Annotated in this window: 15 protein-coding genes; 4 read left to right on the top strand and 11 right to left on the bottom strand. The window is 73.2% G+C overall.

The features are described 5' to 3' along the window. A partial coding sequence (locus DVH02_RS19390) for a non-ribosomal peptide synthetase (protein ID WP_114625091.1) occupies positions 1–6,343 on the top strand: 6,343 nt, incomplete at its 5' end. A 95-nt stretch (positions 6,344–6,438) separates the two neighbouring features. Here DVH02_RS19390 and DVH02_RS19385 read toward each other — a convergent pair. After that, complete coding sequence (locus tag DVH02_RS19385; RefSeq protein ID WP_114625090.1) at positions 6,439–8,973, bottom strand: carbohydrate-binding protein; 2,535 nt, start codon at positions 8,971–8,973, stop codon at positions 6,439–6,441. 414 nt (positions 8,974–9,387) lie between these two features. Beyond that, positions 9,388–9,987, bottom strand: coding sequence for a TetR/AcrR family transcriptional regulator (locus tag DVH02_RS19380; RefSeq protein ID WP_114625089.1), 600 nt, complete (start codon positions 9,985–9,987; stop codon positions 9,388–9,390). Positions 9,988–10,077: 90 nt separating this feature from the next. On the opposite strand from DVH02_RS19380, the gene DVH02_RS19375 reads away from it, so the two are divergent. Both DVH02_RS19375 and DVH02_RS19370 read left to right on the top strand, forming a co-directional pair. After that, a complete protein-coding gene (locus DVH02_RS19375; protein ID WP_114625088.1) occupies positions 10,078–10,503 on the top strand; it encodes a nuclear transport factor 2 family protein in 426 nt (141 codons plus the stop codon). Continuing rightward, positions 10,500–11,357 carry an NmrA family NAD(P)-binding protein gene (locus DVH02_RS19370; protein ID WP_114625087.1) on the top strand — a complete coding sequence of 286 codons (858 nt, stop codon included), beginning with the start codon at positions 10,500–10,502 and terminating at the stop codon, positions 11,355–11,357. The genes DVH02_RS19375 and DVH02_RS19370 overlap by 4 nt, the downstream gene beginning before the upstream one ends. A 92-nt stretch (positions 11,358–11,449) precedes the next feature. Here DVH02_RS19370 and DVH02_RS19365 read toward each other — a convergent pair whose 3' ends face one another. The 9 genes from DVH02_RS19365 to DVH02_RS19325 form a co-directional block, all read right to left on the bottom strand. Continuing rightward, complete coding sequence (locus DVH02_RS19365) at positions 11,450–12,643, bottom strand: CoA transferase (RefSeq protein ID WP_114625086.1); 1,194 nt, start codon at positions 12,641–12,643, stop codon at positions 11,450–11,452. Continuing rightward, entirely contained in the window at positions 12,618–13,814 is a 1,197-nt protein-coding gene (locus tag DVH02_RS19360; RefSeq protein ID WP_114625085.1) for an acetyl-CoA C-acetyltransferase, read from the bottom strand. Before DVH02_RS19360 ends, DVH02_RS19365 begins: the two co-directional genes overlap by 26 nt. Further along, positions 13,811–14,671 carry an enoyl-CoA hydratase/isomerase family protein gene (locus tag DVH02_RS19355; RefSeq protein WP_114625084.1) on the bottom strand — a complete coding sequence of 287 codons (861 nt, stop codon included), beginning with the start codon at positions 14,669–14,671 and terminating at the stop codon, positions 13,811–13,813. Before DVH02_RS19355 ends, DVH02_RS19360 begins: the two co-directional genes overlap by 4 nt. Beyond that, the gene (locus DVH02_RS19350; protein WP_199566344.1) at positions 14,668–15,582 is read right to left on the bottom strand and encodes an HpcH/HpaI aldolase/citrate lyase family protein; all 915 of its coding nucleotides are present in this window, start codon (positions 15,580–15,582) and stop codon (positions 14,668–14,670) included. The genes DVH02_RS19355 and DVH02_RS19350 overlap by 4 nt, the downstream gene beginning before the upstream one ends. Then, positions 15,579–16,439, bottom strand: a complete 861-nt coding sequence (locus DVH02_RS19345; RefSeq protein ID WP_114625083.1) for an FAS1-like dehydratase domain-containing protein — start codon at positions 16,437–16,439, stop codon at positions 15,579–15,581. Before DVH02_RS19345 ends, DVH02_RS19350 begins: the two co-directional genes overlap by 4 nt. Then, positions 16,436–17,812: an MFS transporter gene (locus DVH02_RS19340; RefSeq protein ID WP_114625082.1), complete on the bottom strand. Its 1,377-nt coding sequence runs from the start codon at positions 17,810–17,812 to the stop codon at positions 16,436–16,438. Before DVH02_RS19340 ends, DVH02_RS19345 begins: the two co-directional genes overlap by 4 nt. Positions 17,813–17,898: 86 nt before the next feature. Beyond that, a complete protein-coding gene (locus tag DVH02_RS19335; RefSeq protein WP_114625081.1) occupies positions 17,899–18,648 on the bottom strand; it encodes an SDR family NAD(P)-dependent oxidoreductase in 750 nt (249 codons plus the stop codon). 29 nt (positions 18,649–18,677) lie between these two features. Beyond that, positions 18,678–19,544: a MaoC/PaaZ C-terminal domain-containing protein gene (locus DVH02_RS19330; RefSeq protein ID WP_114625080.1), complete on the bottom strand. Its 867-nt coding sequence runs from the start codon at positions 19,542–19,544 to the stop codon at positions 18,678–18,680. Positions 19,545–19,546: 2 nt separating this feature from the next. Next, complete coding sequence (locus DVH02_RS19325) at positions 19,547–21,673, bottom strand: acetate--CoA ligase family protein (RefSeq protein ID WP_114625079.1); 2,127 nt, start codon at positions 21,671–21,673, stop codon at positions 19,547–19,549. A gap of 119 nt (positions 21,674–21,792) precedes the next feature. On the opposite strand from DVH02_RS19325, the gene DVH02_RS19320 reads away from it, so the two are divergent. Continuing rightward, entirely contained in the window at positions 21,793–22,698 is a 906-nt protein-coding gene (locus DVH02_RS19320) for a LysR family transcriptional regulator (RefSeq protein ID WP_114625078.1), read from the top strand. Positions 22,699–22,784: the final 86 nt, after the last annotated feature.

Here is a 22,784-nt window from a genome sequence, read left to right as displayed (position 1 = left end):
CTCCGCCCCGGCCGCCGCCGCCCCGGCCCCGTCCGCCGTCGGCTCCCGCACCCACGGGGGACAGCGGCCGCTGACCATCGCACCGGCCCTGGCGGCGCTGCGGACCGCGTGCGGCACCGACCTGGCCCAACTGGTCCTCGCCGACCCGTCGGCGCTCCTGCCCGACCGCGCCCCCTCCCGACCGCCACTGCGGCACGCGCCGTCGCACGCGCCACGCCCCACCACGCAACCCCCTTTCCCCGTAGCGGACATGGCGGACGCCGCGTCCGGCAGCGCACGGGTGGTGCGGGAGCTGCTGGCGCGGACGCTCGACATACCGGCCTCCGCCGTCGGCGACGACGTACCGTTCCTCTCGCTCGGACTGGACTCGCTGGGCGCGGTCGACCTCGTCAAGCGACTCGAACGCGCGACAGGGCGGTCCTTGCCCGTCACGCTCTTCTTCGAATACCGCACCGTGCGCGAACTCGCCGCGCACCTGGACTCGGACCCCACCGCGTCACCCGCACCGGAGCGGGTGCGGGCACCCGCCACCACCCCCGGACCGGACCACGCGCCCTTCGCGCTGACCCCCGTACAGACGGCCCTGCACACCAGCAGCCTGCTGCATCCGGCCGTCCCGGCCCGCGGCCATCTGCGCATGACGGTCCGCGGTCCCCTGGACACCGAGGTGCTCGGCCGGGCGCTGGCCGCCCTGGCCGAACGCCACGGCATGCTGCGCGTACGGATCGAGGACCCGGGCACGGGGCCGGTGCAGCGCCTGGCACCGGCCGCGCCGCTGTCCGTCTGGTACGAGGTCCGCGCGTGCCCGGCCGAGCGGCTGGCCGAGGTGGAGGCGGAGCTGTGCAACCAGCCCTTCGACCTGACCGCGCGCCCGCCCGTGCGGGCCGTGCTGCTCCGTGAGGGACCGACGCTCGCGCATCTGACACTGGTGGCCCATCACGCGGCGGTGGACGGATACAGCCTGAACATCCTGGCCGAGGAGCTGTGGTCCTCGTACACCGCGCTGTGGCGGGGGGAGAACCCGGGCCGGGAGCCGCGGGCGCCGAGCTTCGCGGCGTACGTCGCGAGCGGCGCCCGTACCACCGGTACCCCCGTGTCCGACGCGGACCGCCGCTACTGGGCCGAACGCCTGGCCGCGCGCGGGGAACCGCTGCGGCTGCCCTACGACGGCGATCCCGACGCGCCCGCCTCCGGTCCGCTCGCGCAGCACCACGGCGCGCTCGACGCGCCCCTGACCGCGGGCCTGGAGCGGCTGGCCGCCGCGCACGACGTGTCCCTGTTCCACCTGCTGCTCGCCGGGTACGTCCGCTGCCTGGCACGGTGGACGGGACAGCGGGACATCGCGGTCAACGTGGCGCGGGCCGGCCGGGAAGCACGCTTCGACGGGGTGGACCGGCTCGTCGGCCCGCTCGCCGACACCCTTCCGCTGCTGTGCGGGACGGACCCCGACGAGCCGGTCGTGGCACTGGCGCGACGACTGCGCCGCGGCTGGCTGGAGAGCGAGCGGCACGCCGGGCTGAGCAGTCTGGACCTGGCCGGTCTTCTGCCCGGCGGCGCGCACCGCACGGTGAGCCCGGCGGGCTTCAGCTTCGCCCGCTTCCCCGCGCGTTCCGCGGCCGACTGCCCGGTCGAGGTACGCGCCACAGCGGCCGGCACCGGATCGGCCGCGACCCGGCTGAGCCTGCTGTGCTGGGCGGACGGATCGACGCTGCGCGTGTCCTGGAACTTCCCGCTGCCGCTGTTCGCGCCACGGACGGTCGCGCGTCTGGACCGCGAGTTCCGCGAGGAGCTGGCCGCCCTGTACACATCCGGGGACGGGACCGTACCCGTTCCTGTCCCCGCACCCGTCCCCGCACCCGTCCCCGCACCCTCGCGCGCGCCTGCCGCCGCGTCCGCACCGCCGCCCGCCGCGGACGGATCGCCCGGTCTGGTCGACCGGCTGCTGCGGCGGTTTTGCGCCACCCCCGACGCGACCGCCGTGGAATCCGGCGCAACGGCCCTCACCTACGCGGCGGTCGACCGCGCCTCCGCGGCGCTGGCCGCAAGGCTGCGCGCCGACGGCGTGCGCGCGGGCCACCTGGTCGGGCTGCTCACCGAGCCCGGCCCCGACACCGTGATCGGTGTGGTCGGCATCCTGCGCGCCGGGGCCGGCTGGGTCCCGCTGGACGCCACTCACCCGCGCGCCCGGCTGGCGGACCAACTCCGGCGCGCGCGGGTCTCCACCGTGGTGTGCCACGGGCCGACCCTGGACACCGTCGGCTCGCTGCACGGTGTACGGGCGGTACGCGGCGACGACGCGCCGGACACGCCGGACACACTGGCGCACGACACCCCCGCGCCCCTCACCCCCGCGCGCGACGCCGAGGGGATCGCGTACACCATCTTCACCTCGGGCTCCACGGGCGTCCCCAAAGCCGTCCCGATCACCCACCGGGCGATGGAGAACTACCTCGACTGGGCCGTCGACACCTTCGGCTACGGCGCCACCGACCGGCTGGCCCAGACCGCGTCGCCCTGCTTCGACGCCTCGGTGCGGCAACTGCTCGCGCCGCTCATGGTCGGCGCCACCGTGGTGACCGTACCGCGCGGGACACTGCGGGACCCCGAACTGCTGCTGACGTACGTGGAACGGACACGGATCACCGTGTGGAGTTCCGTTCCGACGCTCTGGGAGCAGCTGCTGACGGCCGCCGAGGACCGGGTACGACGAGGAGAGGGCCTGCCGGACCTGTCGGCGCTGCGCTGGGTCCATGTGGGCGGTGAGGCCCTGCCCGCCGCGCACGTACGCCGCTGGTTCGACCTGTTCGGCGACGGACAGCGCGTCGCGAATCTGTACGGTCCCACCGAGGCGACCATCAACGCGACGTGCCATGTCATCGCGGCCCGTCCGGCCGATGACGAGCGGACGCTGCCGATCGGACGTCCGGTGGCGGGTACCGATCTGGCGGTGGTCGGCGCCGACGGCGCCCCGTGCCGCCCGGAGGAGCCGGGCGAGCTGCTGATCGCGGGAGTCGGCCTGACACCCGGCTATCTGGACGGCCCCGAGGAGACCGCACGGGCCTTCACCGTGCGGGACGGCCGCCGCTGGTACCGCAGCGGCGACCGGGTCCTGCACCGCGCGGACGGCGCTCTGGAGTTCCTCGGACGGATCGACGACCAGGTGAAGATCCGCGGCAACCGGGTGGAGACAGGAGAGGTCGAGGCGGCTCTCCACACCCATCCCGGCGTCGCGCGGGCCTCGGTGGTCGCCCGCGAGGGGCGACTGCTGGCGTTCGTCACCGTCCGGCCCGGCGCCGGGGACCCGGATCCACGCGCGCTACGCCGCCATGTGGCCGGTCTGCTGCCGCCCTACATGGTTCCGGCGCGGATCACCGTGCGGGACACGCTGCCTCTCACCGGCACCGGCAAGGTCGACCGCCGGGCGCTGGCCGGGCTTCCCGCCCGTACGGACGAGGACGGCAAGGCCGACGCCCCGGCCGGGACAGCCGCCGCGGCGGCGCCACCCACGGCAGCGCCACCCACGGCAGCGCCGCTCCCCGCACTCGGGCCCGCGCGCACCGCGGCTGCCGCTTCCACTGCCGCTTCCGCCACCGGTACGAACCCCCCTCCAGCCACCCCGACCGAACAGCATCTGGCCGCCATCTGGAGCGCGTTGCTGGAGGTCGACTCCGTCGGCAGGGAGGACGACTTCTTCGACCTGGGCGGCGACTCACTGCTCATCCTCCAGGTCTTCGCCCAACTCCGCGACGTCAGGGAGCCGTTGCCCCGGCCGACCGTGATCTACGACCACCGCACCCTCGCCGCGCTCGCCGCCGCGGTGGACGCGACGGTGGACGCGGCGGGGGACGCGACCGCTGCGGAGCGGCAGGGCGGACCCGCCGAGGCCACGGCCACGCACCACCACGCCGCTCCCTTCCCCGTCACGCGGGCCCAGCGCGGGTTCCTGCTCGCGGAGGCGCTCTCACCGGGCGGCGGCGGTTCCTGGCCGGCGCGGCTGCGGCTGTCCGGCCCGTTGGACCCGGACGTGTTCCAGGCGTCGGTGGACCTGCTGGTGGCACGGCACGGCATGCTGCGCACCGTCTTCCCCGCCGGTGTCCGGCCCCCCGTACAGCAGGAGCTGCCGCCCTCGCTGCGGCTGCCGGTCGCCTTCGAGACGCTCACCCACCCCGCCGAGGTGGACGAACGCGCGGCGGCCGAGGCGCGGCGGCGCTTCGAACCGTGGGCCTGGCCGCTGCTCAGGCTCCGGGTCCTCACCCTCGGCGAGCGCGAGCACATCCTTCTGGTGCACGCGCACCACCTCATCGGCGACGGCTACAGCGCCGCGCTGCTCGTACAGGAGCTGACCACGGTCTACGACAGCCTGACGGCGGGCCGGACCCCCGACCTGCCCACGCCGCGCGCCACCTTCCGTGACCACGCCCTGCTGACGGCGGGAGCGGAGCCCGCCCCCGCGCCGGGCGCCGCCGAGCGCCGGGCCCGGCTCGACGCCCCCTACCGGCCTCCGGTGCTGCGCACCACCACCGGAGGCGGTGACGCGGCGGACGACGCGGCGGCGTTCCACTCGGCGGGGTTCACGCTGAGCGCCGAGCGCACGGCGGCGCTGCGGGCGCTCGCCGCGAAGGCGGGGGCCACCCTGTACGCGCCGCTGCTGACGGCGTACCACCTGGAGCTGGCCCGCACGACCGGCCGAGCGGATCTGATCGTCGGTCTGGCGGTCAGCGGCCGTGACCGCCCGCTGCCCGACGTCCACCGGATCTTCGGCCCGTTCGCCACCGCCGTACCCGTACGGCCCCCGGCCGCGCGGGACGACGGCCCGGGGGAGGAGGACTTCGGCGACGCGCTGCGCCGGATCGTGGCCGAGGCCGAGGAGGCGCGCGGGCACGAGGGCCTCGTCCCCCGCGACGGCGACGGACTTCCGCTGACGTCGCAGTTCTTCTTCACCTTCCTCGACTTCTCCGTCCTGGCGCCCGCCGCCGGGCAGGCGCTGACCATGTCGTGGCACGACGGGGACAGCACGTTCGCGCCGCCGTCGGCCGCGACGGACGTGTTCCTGACCGCGCGGCCGGAAGGCGCCGGGCTGCGGGTGACGGTACGCGGGGCCGGAGCGGCCTTCTCCCCGGCCGCGCTGGCGGACTTCGCGCGGGCGGTCGGCGAGCGGCTCGCACGGGCCGCGGGCGCGGGCGGATCCGGCCGCGGGCCGGGCCGGGGCACCGCGACGATGGACGCCGCGCTGATCGGCTATCTGCCGGCCCCCGGGCACCTGGCACGGCTGGCGGGACTGCCCGAGGCGGCGCTGCCCCGGCAGGAGCTGCGCGGGATGCTCTTCCCCGACGGCGAGCCGCGCCTGCTGGAGACGGTCGGCACGCCTCTGGGCCGGTCGGGCTTCGTCTGCCTCCCCCTCTTCGCCGACGAACTCGGCCGGGAACGCGGCCTCGCCGCGCACACCGCCCGCGCGGCGTCGCTCGCCTCCTCGCTCGGAGCGCGGTGCGTCTCACTGGCGGGGATGATCCCGTCGCTGACCGGCTACGGCTTCGACGTGGCGCGGTCCGCGGCCGGACCCGCGGCCCTGACGACCGGGCACGCGACGACCATCGTGTCGGTGGTCAGGACGGTGGGCGCGGCGCTCGACGCCATGGGCAGGAGCCTGTGGGACCTCGATGTCGCCTTCGTCGGGCTGGGGTCGATCGGGGCCTCTTCCCTGGAGCTGCTGCTCACCGGGGCCTCCCGGCCACCCCGTCGGCTGCTGCTGTGCGACGTGCCCGGCAGCGGGCCCCGGCTGCGGGGGCTGGCGCGGCGGCTGCGGGAGCGTGGCCTCGTCCGCGAGGTGGAGGTGGCGGAGTCCGGGCCCGCGCTGCCCGACGCGGTGTACGGGGCGGATCTGCTGGTGACGGCGGTGAGCAGCTCCGGTGTGCTGCTGGACGTGGACCGGCTGACGCCCGGCACCGTGGTGGTCGACGACTCCTTCCCGCACTGCTTCGACACCGGCCGGGCCCTGGCCCGGATGCGGGAGCGGCGCGACGTCCTCGTGCTGGGCGGCGGGCTCCTGGGTCTCGGCGAGATCGACCGCGAGATCGCCGAAGGGCTGCCGGCGCGGGCGGCGGCCGGTTATCTGGCGCAGCCGTGGCTGGCGGGGACCCTGGCCTCCTGCCGGGTTGAGTCCCTGCTGTACGCGGCCCACCCGGAACTGCCGCTGGTGCGCGGTCTGGTCGACGAGGCGGCGGTCCGCGCCTACGGGCAGGCCGTGGAGCGCGCCGGGGTGACGGCGGGACCGCTGCACCTGCTGGGTCACGCCGTGGGGCCGGACGTGCTGAGCGGCGTGCGGAGCGGCGTGCGCGGAGGCTGAGTTGGGGGTGCGGGACGGCCTTGTCCGCCCCGCACCGCCCGTGCGGCGGGTGGGGTGCGCCGCCCCGGTCAGGAGGTGAGGGTGAGGACGGCCGGTCAGGGCGTGATGGTGAGGACGGCCCGGTCGGTCGGCGCCGCGGTGACGGTCACGGTGAACAGCTTGGTGGACCTGTCGTAGCCGACGGCACCGACCGTGCCGGTGGTGGCGGTGACGGCGGGTTTCCTGGGCGCGTAGCCGTGCAGGGTCACCGGTGCCTCGCCCGGGGCGAAGGCGATCGTGGCGTGCACCTTTCCGTTGTCGCGCAGCTGCTCGAAGCGCTTGGCGCCGTGCGCGACGAACTTTCCGGCGTCGCCCAGGAAGGCGATGCCGGAGGCGCCCACCGGGGCGACGATCCAGTAGGTGCCGGTGGTGACGGTGGCGCGCAGGGCGCCGCCGCGGCGGACCGGGGTGCCGGTGCCGGCGAAGTAGTCGTAGGCGTAGGCCGCGCGGGTCTGGCCGAGTTCGGCGAGGCTGAACTCGGCGGTCTGGGAGGGGCCGATCGGTACGGAGCCCCGGCTGACGCCGAGCCAGTCGACGTTGCCCCCGCTCGCCCCGGTCGCGGTCGCCCGTACGGTGTTGGCGCCCTCGGTCAGTTCGACGGTCAGCCCGTCGACGTTCCACGCCGTCCAGCTGCCGGTCGAGGGGAACGCCACGGTGCGGGCGTCGCCGCCGTTCACCGTGACGGCGAGCGGCCGGTCGGCGCCGCCGCCGTTGGCGTAGCGGAACTCCAGTGTGTACGCGCCCGCGGCGGGCGCCTGGACCGTCCACTCCACGTAGTCGCCGGAGGCGTTCTGGAAGTCGGCGTAACCGCCGCCCGTGTAACCGGCGTTGTCGTCGGCGACGACCGGCCCCGAGAGGGTCGCGCTCTCCGCCGGGTAGGTGGTCTCCGGCGCGGGGGACTTCCGGGCGTAGGCGAAGACGTAACCGTAGTCCAGCCCGGTGTGTGCCACGTGTGTGGTGGCCACCATGGCGGGCAGGTCACCGGCGGCTTCGCCGACGTAGGTCGCGTCGGTGGGGACGATCGGCACGTCCGGCTTGACGATGACGCCGTCGGGACGCACCACCTTCATCAGATTGTCGGCGTGCACCTTCCCCAGCGCGTCCCCGACGCCGACCGGTCCGGCCGACAGGGTCGCCAGCAGCAGGTTGTCCGTCTCGGCGCTGAGGAAGACGTCGACCCACGGCCAGACCCCGAGCGAGCCCGCGAACTGCGAGTCGTAGAGGAACTCGTCCCACTTCGACCGCTCGAAGCGGTCATTGCTCACGCGGATGGTCGTGAGGTTGTCGTAGAGCGTGCTCTGCAGATAGTCGCGCGGCAGCGCCATGCAGTACTGGAGGTCCATGCCGCCGGTCGCGGAGGTGCGGGCCATGTGGTCGAAGAAGGCGTCGGCGTCCGTGAGGTTCTCGGCGGGTTTGGCGTTGTTGCAGAGCCAGTCCTGCTCGTAGACGACGACGCCGCCCTCGCGCAGGTAGTCCATGATCTTCTGCCAGTACTTCGGGTCGGTGATGATGTCGTTCGAGAACGTGTACGTGCCGTGGTACGGGCTGGCCTTGTCCATCCACCGGGCGTGGGTGACCAGTGGCTTGCCCAACTGCCTCTGGAACGCCGCCAGTCCGTCCGGGAACAGCTCCTTGTCCGCCTCGTACAGGTAGGTGCCGCCGCTCAACGCGTTCCAGGTGCTGTTCGGGCCCTTCGGGTACCACCAGCTGTCGAGCTGCAGGTAGCCCATCGGGATCTCCTGGGCCTTCCATTCGTCGCGGACGGCGAGCAGTGTGCCCGCGTATCCCTTCGACTGCTCGTACTTGTAGTAGTAGTCGGCGCCGTTGTCGGTCCAGTACCCCAGTGTGTTGAGGATCGGACCGGAGTCGTTGGCCGGCAGGGCCTTGCCCGCGAGGGCGGTCAGCGCCGTGCCCCACGCGTGGTAGGCGGCGCCGACACCTGCCTTGGCCGACAGGATCGTCCGCCGGGTGTATCCGGCGGGCAGGGTGGCGATCGAGCCGAGCACGCCGGCCGCGATCGAGCCGTCCGCGCCCTGTGTGGTCTGTGCCTGCTGGAAGTGGTCCGCCGCCGAGAGCACGAAGGTGTCGCCCGTGGGGCCGAAGAACACCCACGGGCTGTCCGACGCGCCGGAGAAGGTGTTGAACTGGAACTTCCCGAAGCACGCGCGGTGGCTCAGCTGATGGGCGAGCCGGGGGTGGCCGGTGAGGGTCGGGAACGGCTCCGCGTTGGCCGCCGCCTGGACGTAGGTGTCGGTGAAGACGACGGACGACGCGCCGCCGTAGACGCGGATGCCGCCCTTCCTGGCGCCCGACCGGAAGGTGAACGTGGTCTCGGTGTAGGCGCCCAGCGCGTCCCGCCCCGACCCGTGGGCGATGTCGGTCGCCGCCGGGCCGACCGAACCACTGAAGGTCCAGCCCAGTTCGCCCGCGGTCACCTGCCAGGTGCCCGACGCGTTCACGGTCGCCTTCAGCGCCGTCGGTAAGCCGGTGCGCGCGCTCGCCGGGCCCGCCGCGCCGGTCAGTGGCAGAGCCAGGGCGGCGGACCCGGCACCGGCGACCCTGATGAAATCACGACGGCTGAATCCGGTCATGAGGTGCTCCTCGTCTCGTCGGGGGGAGGGGAGGCGCTGTTCGTGGGATGACGCGGCAGTCGGCGCACAGTGTGCTGTCGTGTTTCTTTTGGGGTCAAGGCTCAAGGCAAAGAAACAGTTCCCAACATTTTGCTTCGCCAGCGAGGCGCAGGTCGGAGCGTTTCCCGGCCGGACGCGCCTCAGGGCCGTCCGCTCTCTTGTTCATCGATGTGAACAGAAGTGGGCTCCGATATGCGCCGACGGACCGTGGCCGAGACGTTTCCCGTGAGGCAGGGTTGCGAATGAGGGTGCTCCAGGGCGACTCTGTCTCATGGCGAGCAGTCACGTTGTAGATCAGCGTTCGGATATGTGAATCCACTGCGTGGGTGATCTCCCCTGCGGTGGGTACATGGAGCCGTTCGCGAGGGCGGAGTGCTACTCCGGGGGTGGTGTGTCCAGCACCTTGGCGGTGAAGGCCGCCAGCTGTCCCCGCATCCGCTCGCGCGTCGTGTGTTCCCGGGTGACGAGGTGTTCGATGAGGTCGGCGCGGGTGGCGGCGAGCAGCGCGTGCGCGGTGAAATGGCTGTCGGTCAGGCCGGGGATCCGCTCCAGTACGGCACGGAGTGTGGAGTGCCACCGCTCGTAGTGCCGCGCCCCGTAGGGGCTGTCGTCGCCGGTCTCCTCCAGTGCCAGGGCGAGATGGCGGTTGTCGAGCTTGAAGCACAGGACGGCGTCGAGCAGGGCGGGGACGCGCTGGAGCGGGGGAGTGGCGGGCCCCAGGGGCGGCGCCCCCTCCTCGATGGCGCGCCTGACCGGTTCGAGCCGCGCTTCGTACAGTGCGCGGATCAGGCCGGTCCGGTCGCCGAAGCCGCGGAAGAGTGTCGCCTTGCCGACTCCGGCGGCTGCCGCGATGTCGGCCATGGTGACGCTCTCGGGCTGCTCGCGCCGGGCGAAGAGGTCATCGGCCGCCGCCAGCACCGCCTCCCGGTTCCGGGTGGCGTCCCTGCGCGGCCTGCGCTCGGGCGCGGCTTCCATACGCTCCTCCGTTTGCGAAGCGGACCCGCGGTCCGTATCGTCGGTCCAGTAAGCGGACCCAGGGTCCGTATTGTACGGGACGGAGCCCCCATGACCACGAACACGGCACCGGCGGACCTGTACCGCCACAGCCTGCGACTGCTGCTGGACAAGAGAATCTCCGACTGGGTGGACCTGTGGGCCGAGGACGGCACCATGGAGTTCCCCTTCGCCCCCCAGGGCCGGCCCGAGCGGCTGGACGGCAAGGACGCCGTCGCCGCGTACATGCGCCACTACCCGGACCACATCGACCTGCACGGCTTCCCCGATGTGGAGATCCACCGGACCACCGACCCCGCGACGATCGTCGTCGAGATGCGCGCGGTGGGGCGGCTGGTGCAGACCGGGAGCCCCTACGACATGCGCTACATCGCCGTCGTGACCGTCCGCGACGGGCAGTTCACCTCCTACCGCGACTACTGGAATCCCCTCGCTCTCCAGGCACCCGGTACCGACTTCGTCAGGAGCACCCGATGAGCACCCCAACCCCCCTCGCGACCCTGGTCGTCGGAGCCACCGGCACCACCGGCGGCCGCACCGCCGCGCGGCTCGTCGCGGCGGGCCGGCGCGTGAAGGCGGCGAGCCGGCGCGCGGCCCCGGTGCCGGGCACGGAGCCGGTGCGCTTCGACTGGTACGACCCCGCCTCCTACGCCGACGCGCTCGACGGTGTGGACCGCGTCTACCTCGTACCGCCCGTCGGTGACACCGACCCGGCCTCGGTCATGCTGCCCTTCCTGCGGCAGGCCCGTACCGCCGCGGTGCGCCGCGCGGTGCTGCTCAGCTCCTCGGCCATCCCCGAGGGCGGTCCCGCGGTGGGAGAGGTGCACCGGGCCCTGCCCGCCCTGTTCGACGAGTGGGCGGTGCTGCGGCCGTCGTGGTTCATGCAGAACTTCACCGGCGCGCACGCCCACGCCGCCACCATCCGGGAGAGCGGCACGATCCGCACCGCCGCCGGGGACGGGCGCGTCGGCTTCGTCGACGCCGACGACATCGCGGCCGTCGCCGTACGCGCCCTGACCGACGCGCAGGCCCCCGACGCCGACGCGATCCTCACCGGGCCCGAGGCGCTGAGCTACGACGACGTCGCCAGGATCATCACCGAGGTCACCGGCCGGCCCGTGACCCACCGTCACCTCACCTACCAGGAGCTGTGCGACCACCTCACCTCGGAGCGGCTCCCGGCGGAGTTCGCCGCGCTGCTGGCCGGTCTGGACCGCGCCGTCGCCGCGGGGGCCGAGGACCGCACCACCGACGCCGTCCAGCGCCTCACCGGCCGTGCGCCGCGCGGCTTCCGCGAGGTCGTCGCGCGGGAGCTGGTACGGACCGGATGACGTCCAGCCGTTCCCTCCGCGCGTCTTCTCCCGCTCGTCCCCCCAAGCCGCTCCGCCCGCTCCACCCGTTCCGCCCGCTCCTCGTCGTTGCCTCAGCTCCTTGCCGGTTCCTCCCGGGCGCGGACCGCCTCGGTGTCCGCGCCGAGCCGGGGCGCCGGAGCGGCCGCGGGCGCCGGGTCGGCGGAGAACACCAGCGGTGAACCGGGGGCGAGGAGTGTGCCGATCCCCGGCTGTTCTATCCAGGAGAAGAGCGGGTTCTCCGTCGAGCAGCGCGGATCCTCCTCCACCAGCTGCCGGAACGTCTGGTACGGCCCCCACAGCACCCCCGAGTCCCGGAACACGGACCGCAGTTCGGCCAGTGTCCGCGACGCGAACCAGGGTTCGAGCACGGCGGCGATGGCGTGCCGGGCCGTGTAGCGGCCCCCCTCCGTCGTCAGGTCCACGTCCATCAGCGGGCCGGTCAGCTCCAGTTTCTCGGTGAGGCCGGTGGCCCGGCCCAGGGACCGGAACTGGCGGGTGGTGAGGGCCACGACCATGACGCGACGGCCGTCGGCGGTGGCGAAGTCGCGGCCGAAGGCCCCGTAGAGGCTGTTGCCGATCGGCTCCCGCGAGGCGCCGTTGATCCGCACGTCCGCCAGGTAGCCGAGGTTTCCGACGGTGGCGAGCATGACATCGGACAGCGCCAGCGTGACTTCCTGGCCCTGGCCCGTCGCCTGTCGGCGGCGTTCCGCGGCCAGCAGACCGACCGTCAGATAGAGTCCGGCGGCGATGTCCCAGGCCGGCAGGACGTGGTTGACGGGCGCGGGCTCGTCGCCGGTGGCGTGCGGGAACCCGCTGGCGCTGTTGACGGTGTAGTCGACGGCGGGGGAGCCGTCGTGGTCGCCCCGCAGCCGCATCATGATCAGGTCGGGTCGTCGCGCGGAGAGCTGTTCGTAGCCGAGCCAGCCGCGCGCCGGCAGATTGGTGACGAGGATGCCCGCACCCGGGCCGTCCGCGCAGATGATGTCGGCGGCCTCCCGCTGTCCCTCGGGGGTGTCGAGGGGCAGCGTCACCGACCGCTTGCCCTTGTTGAGACCGGCCCAGTAGAGACTGGTCCCGTCGTCGGTCTCGGGCCAGCGGTGGTGGTCGATGCCTCCGCCGACGGGGTCGATCCGGATCACCTCGGCGCCCAGCTGAGCCAGTGTCATGGACGCGAGCGGGGCGGCGACGAAGGCCGAGACCTCCACGACGCGCAGCCCGGCCAGCGGGCCGCGCCCCCGCTCACGGGCGCTCGAAGACGGCCGCAATGCCCTGCCCTCCCCCGACGCACATGGTCTCCAGCCCGAACCGGCCCTGTCGACGCTCCAGTTCGTGCAGCAGTGTGGTCATGACGCGCACCCCGGTCGCACCGACGGGGTGGCCCAACGAGATGCCGGAGCCGTTGACGTTGACGCGCTCCGTGTCGTCGATGCCCCACGCGGCGAGCACCGCGAGCACCTGGCAGGCGAATGCCTCGTTCACCTCGATCAGGTCCATGTCGTCCAGGCGCATGCCGAGCCGCCTCAGGAGGCGCGCGGTGGCCGGTACGGGGCCGATGCCCATGCGGGAGGGTTCGCACCCCGCCGCGGCCCACCCCTTGAGGTAGGCGAGCGGGGTCAGTCCCAGCGGCTCCAGCAGGTCCTCCGAGACGACCAGGCAGGCCGCCGCGGCGTCATTCTGCTGACAGGCGTTGCCCGCGGTGACGATCCCGCCGGTCTCCACCGCGCGCAGCGCCGCCAGTCTCTCCGGCGAGGTGTCCGGACGGATGCCCTCGTCGCGGTCGAAGATCACAGGACCGCCCTTGCGCCGGTCCACCGTCACGGGGACGACCTCGTCGGCGAAGGCGCCGGACTCCCAGGCCGCCGCGGCTCGGCGCTGACTGCGCACGGCGTAGGCGTCGGCCTGCTCACGGGTGATCCCGTAGTCGCGGGCGAGGTTCTCCGCGGTCTCGATCATCCCCGAGATCTCCCCGAACCGCGCCACGGGCTGGGCCCGTTCACGGCCCCGGTCGAGCCGGTCGTGGAAGACGGTGGAGCCGAAGCGTCCGCCCCAGCGCATGTCGGTCGTGTAGTACTCGACGTTGCTCATACTCTCGACGCCGCCCGCCATGACGACCTCGGCCGCCCCGGACTGCACCATCATGGCCGCCGTGGCGATGGCCTGGAGCCCGCCGCCGCAGCGCCGGTCCAGCTGCATCCCGGCCACCTCGACGGGGAATCCGGCCTCCAGCGCGATCCAGCGGCCGACGCACGGCGTCTCGCTGTTCGCGTACGACTGTGCGAAGACCACGTCCTCGATCAGGGCGGGGTCGAGGCCGGCGCGTTCGACGGTCGCCCTCGCGACGGTGGCGCCCAGCTTCTCCACGGGCACCTGCCGCAGGCTGCCGCCGAAGGCGCCGATGGGGGTACGGACGGGGGCGACGATGGCCGCGCGGGTCATGCGTGAGTCTCCTTCTCGACGGAACGTGTGACGGAATGTGTGACGGAACGGACGTGCGGTGCGGGGGAGCCGGGCGGGTCACGGAAGTCCGGGCGGCGTTTGGCGAGGAACGCCCGTACGCCCTCCGCGCTCTCGGCCGAGGTGAACGCCTCGTCGCTCGCGGCCAGCGAACGCTCGATCAGCTCCTCCTCGGGGAGGTCGTGCGCCGCGTCGATCACCGACTTGCACAGCGCCAGCGCGCGCGGCGGACGCCGCAGCAGGACCTCCGCCAGCTCCCGCGCGGCCCCGACCGCCCCGCCGCGCTCCACCACCCGGTTGACCAGACCCCAGGCCAGCGCGGTCGCCGCGCTCACCGGTTCGCCCAAAAGCTGCATCTCCTTGGCGCGCCCGGCCCCGATACGGCGGGCGACCCGGAAGGTGCCGCCGCTGCTGGGAAAGACCCCGAGCAGGATCTCCGGCGAGCCGATGCCGATCTGCTCCTCGGCGACGATCAGATCGCAGCAGACGGCGATCTCCAGACCGCCGCCGAGCGTGTGCCCGTTCAGCGCGGCGATCACCGGCCGGGGGAAGGACGCCAGCCGCGCGAACAGCTCCTGCTGCGGGCGCAGTTTCTTCGCCACCGCCTCGCCCGGTGCCCGCAGCACGGCGAACTCCGCGATGTCGGAGCCCGCGCAGAACGCCCGGTCCCCGGCCCCGGTCAGGATCACGACGCCGACGGACGGGTCGCTCTCCACGGTGTCCAGCGCCTCGGTCAGACCGCGTGTCATCGCGGCGTTCCACACGTGCAGGGGCGGGTTGTCGAAGACGACGGTCGCCACCCCGTCCGCGATCCGTAGCCGGACGTGTGCGGTGCTCATCGGGGCCCTCCGGGCGCGGTGTCGTCGGGATGCTCCCCGGCGGGTGCCGAGGAGAGGAGATCGCGGGCGCGGCGCAGGACGGGCGCGTCGACCATCCGGCCGTCCACGCGGATGGCGCCCGGCGGCGCTCCGCCGGAGCCCGCGGAGTCCCAGGCCGCGCTCACCCTGCGGGCCCACGCGATCTCGGCCGCCTCCGGGGCCCAGGCCGCGTGGACGGCGGCGACCTGCCTCGGGTGGACGCACAACGCCCCGGTGACGCCCAGCGCCCTGGCCTGCCGCGCGGCGTCCGTCAGTTCGTCCGGCCGGTCGAGTACGGCCAGCGAGTACGGCAGCGCGAACGATCCGATCCCGGCGGCCGAGGCCGCCAGCGCGATCCAGCGGCACGGCTCGGTCAGCGCCGACGGCGTGGGCGCCACGCCCAGCGCCAGCGCGAAGTCCTCGCTGCCGAACGCCAGCGCGCACACCCGGTCCGCCGCCGCCAGCGCGGGCAGCGCGAACAGCGCGGCCGGGGACTCGATCAGCGCGATCATCCCGACGGCTCCCACCGGCAGCCCGCGTTGCCGCTCCAACTCACCTATGAAGGACGACAGGTCGGAGAGCTGCTCAGGGCGTTCGGTCTTGGGCAGCATCACCGCCCGCAGTCCGGGACGCAGCGCGGCGCGCAGATCCCTCTCCCACTCCTCGCGCACCGAGCCGGTCCGTACCACCACGTACTGGTTCGCACCGGCCAGCCGGTCGACATGGCCGGGCAGGGCGCGGCGGGCCGCCGCCTTCCCCGACGGGGGCACGGCGTCCTCCAGGTCGAGGATCAGCCCGTCCGCTCCGCGCAGCTGCGCCTTCGCGAGCAGCCGCTCGTCTCCGGCGGGCACGAACAGCAGCGACCGGGGAGTGCCCGGGACCATGGCGCTCATGCGGCGTCCACCTCCGCGCTCATCACGGTGCGCCCCCGGTCGTCGGCGGCGTGCAGGGCCGCTCCCGCCTCGGTCGGCGTGGCGTGCAGGGTCAGTTCCCGCCCGTCGAAGGCCGGGCGCAGCGCGCGGAAGCGGAAGCCGGTGACACGGGCGCCGGGCCGCCGCCGCGTGTAGAGGTCCAGCAGCAGCGTCGCCGTGAGCGGCCCGTGCACGACGAGCCCGGGGTAGCCCTCCTCCTGCCGTGCGTACGGGCGGTCGTAGTGGATGCGGTGCGCGTTGAACGTCAGCGCCGAGTAGCGGAACAACAGCACCGGGTCGGGGACGAGGGAGCGCTGCCACGTCCCGGGGGCGGGCGTCTCCCGCGGCGGTCGCTCGCGAGGGGCGCCGGAGGCGGGCGCGGCGTCTTCGGCGGCGCGGTAGACGAGGTCCTGCCGCTCGGTGAGGACGAGGGCGCCGGACTGCCGCAGTTCATGGTCGACGCTGACGAAGACCAGCGGCCCGCCGCGGCCTTCGCGCTCCCGTACGTCGGCCAGCACCGACCTGCGGTGGACGGGTTCCCCGGTGCGCAGCGGGCGCGCGAAGGTGAGGCCGCCACCGGCCCACATGCGGCGCGGCAGCGGGACGGGCGGCAGGAAGCCGCCGCGCCGGGGGTGTCCGTCGGTGCCCAGCTCGCTCTGCGGCGTGCGGGGCCGGAAACAGAGCCAGTGCGCGAGGGGCGGCGCGGCGTCCGTACCGGACGGTGCCCGGTCCAGAACGGCGGCCAGAGCGTGCGCGCTCTCCGCGCTCAGCGTGTCCTCGGCCTCCTCGTGCCGCCCCTTCCAGGCGCCGGGGTCCTCGGGTGGCGGTGCTGCCGTCACGGGGTGACCTCCTTGAGATGGACGCGCTCGATACGGCCGACGACCAGGACGAAGGACAGCACCGCCGCCAGACCGGAGGCGCCGACGAAGATCAGCGCGCCGTCGAAGGATCCCGTGATGTCGACGACGTACCCGATGACGATCGGCGTGGTGATGCCGGCCAGGTTGGCGAAGGTGTTGAACAGCCCGCCGGAGAGCCCGGCGGCCTCCTTCGGCGAGGTGTCCGAGACGACGGTCCAGCCGAGGCTGCCGAGCCCCTTGCCGAAGAACGCCACCGCCATCAGGACGATGACCACCGTCTGCGTCGAGGTCCAGGCGCAGGCGATGATGCACGTGGACAGCGAAAGCCCGGCGACGATGGGGATCTTGCGGGCGGCGGTCACCGACATGCCGCGCCGCAGCAGAGCGTCCGAGAGCAGACCGCCGAGGATGCCGCCGACGAAGCCGAAGAGGGCGGGAATGGACGCGGTGAACCCGGCTTCCAGCAGGGGCATACCCAATTCCTTGATCAGATAGATCGGGAACCAGGTCAGGAAGAAGTAGACGATCGTGGTGATGAAGAACTGGCCCATGTAGAGGCCGATCATCATCCGGCTGCTGAGCAGCTGCCGCACCACGGACCAGGTGTCGATGCCGTCCCTGGTGCCGACCGCGGCGGCTTCCTCGATGTCGACGAGCGCGCCGCCCTCGATCAGGTGGTCCAGCTCCGCCTGGTTGACGCGCGGGTGCGCGCGCGGCTGACGGTAGGCCACCCACCACCAGACACTGAGCACCACTCCCAGGCCGCCCATGACGAAGTAGGCGGACGGCCAGCCCCAGCCGTGCGTGAGCCAGGCCATGAACGGTGTGAAGACCACCGGCGCCGCGTACTGCGAGGAGTTGAAGATCGCGGAGGCGGTGCCCCGTTCGGCCGAGGGGAACCACGTCGCCACCACCCGTCCGTTGGTCGGGTAGGCCGGCCCCTCGGCCAGGCCCACCGCGATCCGCAGGATGAACAGCGCGATCATCGCCGAGGCGATGCCGAACACCGGGACGAAGCCCTGGAGCAGCGTCGCCACCGACCAGGCGAGGACACTGCCCGCGTACACCTTGCGGGCGCCCCACCGGTCCACGATCCAGCCGCCGGGCAGCTGCGCCAGCATGTACGCCCAGGAGAAGGCGGAGAAGAGATAGCCCAGCGTGATGTCGCTGACGCCGATCTGGTCCTGGATCTCGGTTCCCGTGATGGACAGGATCGCGCGGTCGGCGTTGTTGAGGGTGGAGAGCACGAACAGCAGCGCGACGATCATGAAGCGCGCTCTGCTGCGGCCGGGGGACGGGGAAGGGCCGGGCGGTCGGGTGGCCCCGGCGACGGCTTTCTGGGGAGCAGCCATGGGATATCTCCGTTGACATCGTTGGGCAGGCTGGGGGAGGGGGACGTGGGGGCGGGGACGGTCGGCCGCAGCGGTCGCGGGGACGGTCAGCCGAAGCGGCCGCCGGTCACGTGCAGGGTCTCGCCGGTGATGAAGGAGGCACGCTCCGAGGCGAGGAACGCCACCGCGTCGGCGATGTCCGACGGCTGTCCGGTACGGCGCAGCGGCTGGGCGGCCACCGCCTTCTCCCGGATCTTCTCGTAGTGGTCGAGCGACCGGACGGCCTCGGTCTCCATGAAGCCCGGGGCCACGGCGTTGACCGTGATGCCGTAGCGCCCCTGCTCCGCGGCGAGCGCGCGGGTGAAGCCGAGGATGCCCGCCTTGGCGCTGGAGTAGTTGGCCTGGCCGGGGTTGCCCAGATAGCTGCGCGAGGAGATGTTGACGACCCGTCCCCAGCGCTGCCCGATCAGATGCGGCATGACGGCCCGGGTGGTGAGGAAGGATCCCTTGAGGATCACCTCGATCACCGAGTCCCAGTCCTCGTCCGTCATCTTCGTGAGCAGGGTGTCGCGGGGGAAGCCCGCGTTGTTGACGAGGATGTGCACCCCGCCGAACTCCTCGACGGCGGTGGCGACCAGGGCCGCCACGTCCGGTCCCGAGGTGATGTCGGCGCGTACCGCGATCGCCGAGTGGCCCAGCCCGGTCAGTTCCTTCGCGGTCGCCTCCGCGCCCGCCCCGTCGATGTCGCTGATGACGACGCGTACGCCTTCCCTGGCCAGCCGGTGGGCGGTCGCCGCGCCCAGTCCCCGGGCCGAGCCGGTGATGACGGCGGTCTTGCCGCCGAGGTCCAGATCCATGATGTGCGGCTCCTGTGCGTCAGGTGGGATCAGGTGAGATCAGGTCGGATCAGATCGACACGGCCGGCGTCCAGGACGACCGCGCCGCGTTCGATCGCGGTGGTACGGAAGGACACGACGTTCCCGTCGGTCCAGGACTCGGTCCGCAGCGTCTCCCCGGGGAGTACGGGGGCGGTGAAGCGGACCCGCAACCGGTGCGGCAGGGTGTCGTCCCAGCCCAGCGGACCGGCCAGCAGGGCGTGCACGGCCACCCCGAAGGTGCACAGCCCGTGCAGGATGGGCCGCTCGAACCCGGCCGCCCGCGCGGTCCCGGGGTCGGAGTGCACCGGGTTGGTGTCGCCGTTGAGCCGGTAGAGCAGCGCCGCCTGGGGCAGCGTGGGCAGGTCCCGTACGGTGTCCGGCGGCCGTCCCGGCATCCGGTGCGCCGGGGCGACGGCATCCGTCGTGCTGCCGCAGCCGCCGTCCCCGCGCAACAGACTGACCTGGCCCACCTCGGCCAGCAGCCGCCCGCTGCCCGCCTCCGTGATCCGCCGCTCCTGGTGGAGCAGGGCGCCCTTGGCCACGCCCTTGTCCACCACACCGGTGACCCGGGTGCGGCCCACCACCTCGCCCTCGGGCGGCAGGGGGGCGTGCAGGGTCATCGACTGCTCGACGTGCAGCAGCCGCCGCCAGTCGATGCCGGTGTCCTCCTCGCGGGCCCAGAAGCCCGGGTAGCCGAGCACGTTGGCCATGGTGGGGAAGACCCGCCCGTCCTCCTCCCGTACGTAGGCCAGTTGACGGGCGTCGAGCGGATCGGCGCCGAGCCCCAGACCGAGCGCGTAGAGGGCGCGGTCCCGGGCGGTGTAGCGCTGGCGTACCGGCGCGAACTCCCGCCGCAGCAGCCTCTCCGGGTCCATCGTCACGACGTCCCCTCGCGCTCCAGCAGCAGGGCGTCCAGTGCCAGCACGCCCTGCCCGGCCGCCAGGACGACCACCGGGTTCAGCTCCACGGCCTCGATCCGGTCCGCGTGGGCGACCGCGAACGCCGAGACGGTCACCAGCAGGTCGGCCAGGGCGTCGACATCCGCCTCCGGCGCGCCCCGGAACCCGGTCAGCAGGGCGTGGCCGCGCGTCTCGGCGATCATCCGCAGGGCCTCGTCCCGGTCGACGGCGCCGACCCGCGTCGCCACATCGCGGTACAGCTCCGCCCGTACCCCGCCGGTGCCGAACACCACGACCGGCCCGAAGACCGGGTCGCGCCGCGCGCCGACGATCACTTCCACACCGCGCGGCGCGGTCCGCGCGACCAGCACCCCCTCCACCCGCGCTTCGGGGCACGCGGCGGCGGCGCGGGCGGTCAGCTCGGTGAACGCGGCGGCGGCGGCCTCCGCGTCCGCGACACCGAGCAGCACACCGCCGATCTCGGTCTTGTGCGCGATGTCCGGCGAGACGATCTTCATGACGGCCGGGAACCCGGTCGACGCCGCCGCCTCGGCGGCCTCCCGGGCCGACGTCACCACCCGGGAGAGCGGGAACGGCACGCCCGCCGAGGCCAGCAGCCGCTGTGCGGCCGCTTCGGAGAACGGTCCCGCGGGCAGCTCCCGGCGCGGGGTGTCCTTACCGGCCGGCGCGGGCAGCGGGCGCTCGAAGCCCTCCCGCAGCCGGGCGAGGCCGTCGAGGGCCGCGACGGCGCGCTCGGAGTCGTCGTACACGAGGAAGCCCGCCTCCTCGTAGGACCGCACGACCTCGGGCCGTGCCTCCATGCACAGCACGGTCGGCCGGTCCATGAAGTCCGCGGTGCCTTTGCGGATCGCCTCCTTGATGCCTTCGCCGTAGGTCGGCGAGTCCGGCAGCATCGTGAACGAGCCGATCACACTGTCGTAGTCGCCCTCGGCGTACATGACCCGGTAGGTGTCGGTGATCAGGCTCATGTCGTTGAGCCAGCCCGCCGTGGTGTCACAGGGGTTGTCGTCGCTGCCCATCGGGTTGATCTCGCGCAGCCGGGCCCTGGCCGCCTCGGGCAGCCCGGCCACCTCCAGCCCGTACCGCTCGGCCGCGTCGCACAACTGCACACCGAAGCCGCCCGACACGGTGACGATGCCCAGCCCGCGCCCGGCCGGCAGGACGCCCCTGCTGCACGCGTAGGCCAGGTCGACCTGCTCCTGGGTGGTACGGGCGCGGTGCACACCGTACTGGCGGAACAACGCGTCGTAGACGCTGTCGCTGCCCGCCAGCGACGCGGTGTGGGAGCGCGCCGCGGCGGCACCCGAGTCGGAGGACCCGACCTTCATGAACACCACCGGCTTGCGCCGCTCGTGCGCCACCGCCAGCGCGGTACGCAGCCGCTCCCCGTCCCGTACGCCCTCGGCGTAGGCGAGGATCACCGACACGTCGTCCTGCAGGGCGAGCCAGTGCACGCAGTCGGCCACGTCGGTGCCCGCCTCGTTGCCGGTCGACACCCAGTAGCCGACGTCGATGTTGCGGCGGCGGCACAGATAGGCCAGGTGACCGCCGTAGGCGCCGCTCTGGCTGACCACGGCGACATTGCCGCCCGTGGGAATCGCCTCGTCGAAGGCGCTGCTGAACGTGCCGACGAAGCCACTGGCCGCGTGCAGCAGCCCCAGGCAGTTGGGCCCGAAGAGCCGCAGATTCCCCCGCCGGGCGGTCTCGGCCAGCTCCTCCTGGAGCGCCTGGCCCTGCTCGCCCGTCTCGGCGAAACCGGCCGCGTAGACGACGGCGGCGCCCACCCCCTTCGCCACGCAGTCGGCGACCGCCTGCCGGAGCAGCCGTGCGGGGAGGCAGATCAGCGCCATGTCCGGGACGTCGGGCACCGCGTCCAGCGACGGATACGCCGGCAGCCCCTGCACCGTCGCCCGCTGGTGATTGACGGGGTAGACACTGCCCCGGTAACCGGCGCGGCGCAGATAGTGCAGGGCCCGGCCGGAGATCCGGCTCGGGTCGTCCGAAGCGCCGATCACGGCGACGGAACGCGGACGGAAGGCCTGCTCGAAGCCTGTGGGGACAGGCGAGGAGGGCACGGCTGACATGGGGCGGCTCCCTTGGTGCTGTCAGTGCGTGTGTGGTGCGAGTCACCCTGCCGACCCGGCCCTGGTCATACAATGCCCGCACTGTGATCGCCAACTCTTGATACACGCGAGGTATCACCATGGAGCTACGGCAGCTGAAGCACTTCCTGGCGGTGGCCGAAACCCTCAACTTCCGTACGGCGGCGGACCGTTTGCACATGACGCAGCCCCCGCTCTCGGTCTCCGTCCGCAAGCTGGAGGAGGAGATCGGCGCCCGGCTCTTCGTACGGTCCACCCACAGCGTCGAACTGACCGCGGCAGGCGAGGCGGCCCTCGAACACGCCCGCGCCGCCGTCTTCCACGCGGCGGAGCTGGCCAGGGTCGCCGGGTCCACCGCCGCCGGAGCCACCGGGACCCTGCGCGTCGGCTTCGTCGGCTCCGCGAAGAACCGGCTGCTGCCCCTGCTCCTGCGCGCTTTCCGCCGCACCTACCCGGGCGTCACACTGAAGTTCACGGAGGACACCAACACCGGCCTCGTCGACTCCCTGGAACGGCACACACTGGACGTGTGCATCGTCCGCGTCCCCCTGGTCCGGCGCAGCGATCTCCAGTACGTCACGGTGGAGGCCGACCGCTTCGTGCTGGCCCTGCCCAAGGAGCACCGGTTCGCGCGGCAGAAGCGGATCACCCTGCGGGATCTCGCGGACGAGCCGTTCATCGACTACACCCAGAGCACCATCCCCGGACTGCACGCCCTGTCCACGATGCTGTTCCGGGAGGCCGGGGTGACCCCCCGGGTCACACAGGAGGCGGTGCAGGTGGAGACGGTCCTCTTCCTGGTCGGCAGCGGGATGGGGGTGGCCCTCGTCCCCTCCAGCGCCGCCCGCAAGTCCCGCGAGGGCGTGGAGTTCCGCGATCTGATCACCGAGGTGCCGCAGCCCCGGCTCGGTCTCGCCGTCGCCTGGAACCCGCGCTACGAGAGCCAGGCCGGGCTGCGCTTCCGCGCACTCGCCGAGGAGGTCGGCGCCGAAGCCGCCCGGCCCTGACGGGCGTGGAGCGCCCCCTTTAGGGTGAGGGGATGCGACTCGCCTCCCGCCCCCTGACCGCGCCCGCGGTCACGGTTCCCGTATGA

Origin of the sequence: Streptomyces corynorhini, from assembly GCF_003346515.1 — a bacterium.
GTDB classification, from domain to species: Bacteria; Actinomycetota; Actinomycetes; order Streptomycetales; family Streptomycetaceae; genus Streptomyces; species Streptomyces corynorhini.
The sequence above is the reverse complement of the archived record's forward strand: the minus strand, read 5'-3'. Positions and strand labels throughout refer to the sequence as shown.

Coding starts and splice junctions, on each gene's coding strand:
- DVH02_RS19385 (WP_114625090.1), bottom strand. CDS start 8,973: ATGACCGGATTCAGCCGTCGTGATTTCATCAGGGTCGCCGGTGCCGGG.
- DVH02_RS19380 (WP_114625089.1), bottom strand. CDS start 9,987: ATGGAAGCCGCGCCCGAGCGCAGGCCGCGCAGGGACGCCACCCGGAAC.
- DVH02_RS19375 (WP_114625088.1), top strand. CDS start 10,078: ATGACCACGAACACGGCACCGGCGGACCTGTACCGCCACAGCCTGCGA.
- DVH02_RS19370 (WP_114625087.1), top strand. CDS start 10,500: ATGAGCACCCCAACCCCCCTCGCGACCCTGGTCGTCGGAGCCACCGGC.
- DVH02_RS19360 (WP_114625085.1), bottom strand. CDS start 13,814: ATGACCCGCGCGGCCATCGTCGCCCCCGTCCGTACCCCCATCGGCGCC.
- DVH02_RS19355 (WP_114625084.1), bottom strand. CDS start 14,671: ATGAGCACCGCACACGTCCGGCTACGGATCGCGGACGGGGTGGCGACC.
- DVH02_RS19350 (WP_199566344.1), bottom strand. CDS start 15,582: ATGAGCGCCATGGTCCCGGGCACTCCCCGGTCGCTGCTGTTCGTGCCC.
- DVH02_RS19340 (WP_114625082.1), bottom strand. CDS start 17,812: ATGGCTGCTCCCCAGAAAGCCGTCGCCGGGGCCACCCGACCGCCCGGC.
- DVH02_RS19335 (WP_114625081.1), bottom strand. CDS start 18,648: ATGGATCTGGACCTCGGCGGCAAGACCGCCGTCATCACCGGCTCGGCC.
- DVH02_RS19330 (WP_114625080.1), bottom strand. CDS start 19,544: ATGGACCCGGAGAGGCTGCTGCGGCGGGAGTTCGCGCCGGTACGCCAG.
- DVH02_RS19325 (WP_114625079.1), bottom strand. CDS start 21,673: ATGTCAGCCGTGCCCTCCTCGCCTGTCCCCACAGGCTTCGAGCAGGCC.
- DVH02_RS19320 (WP_114625078.1), top strand. CDS start 21,793: ATGGAGCTACGGCAGCTGAAGCACTTCCTGGCGGTGGCCGAAACCCTC.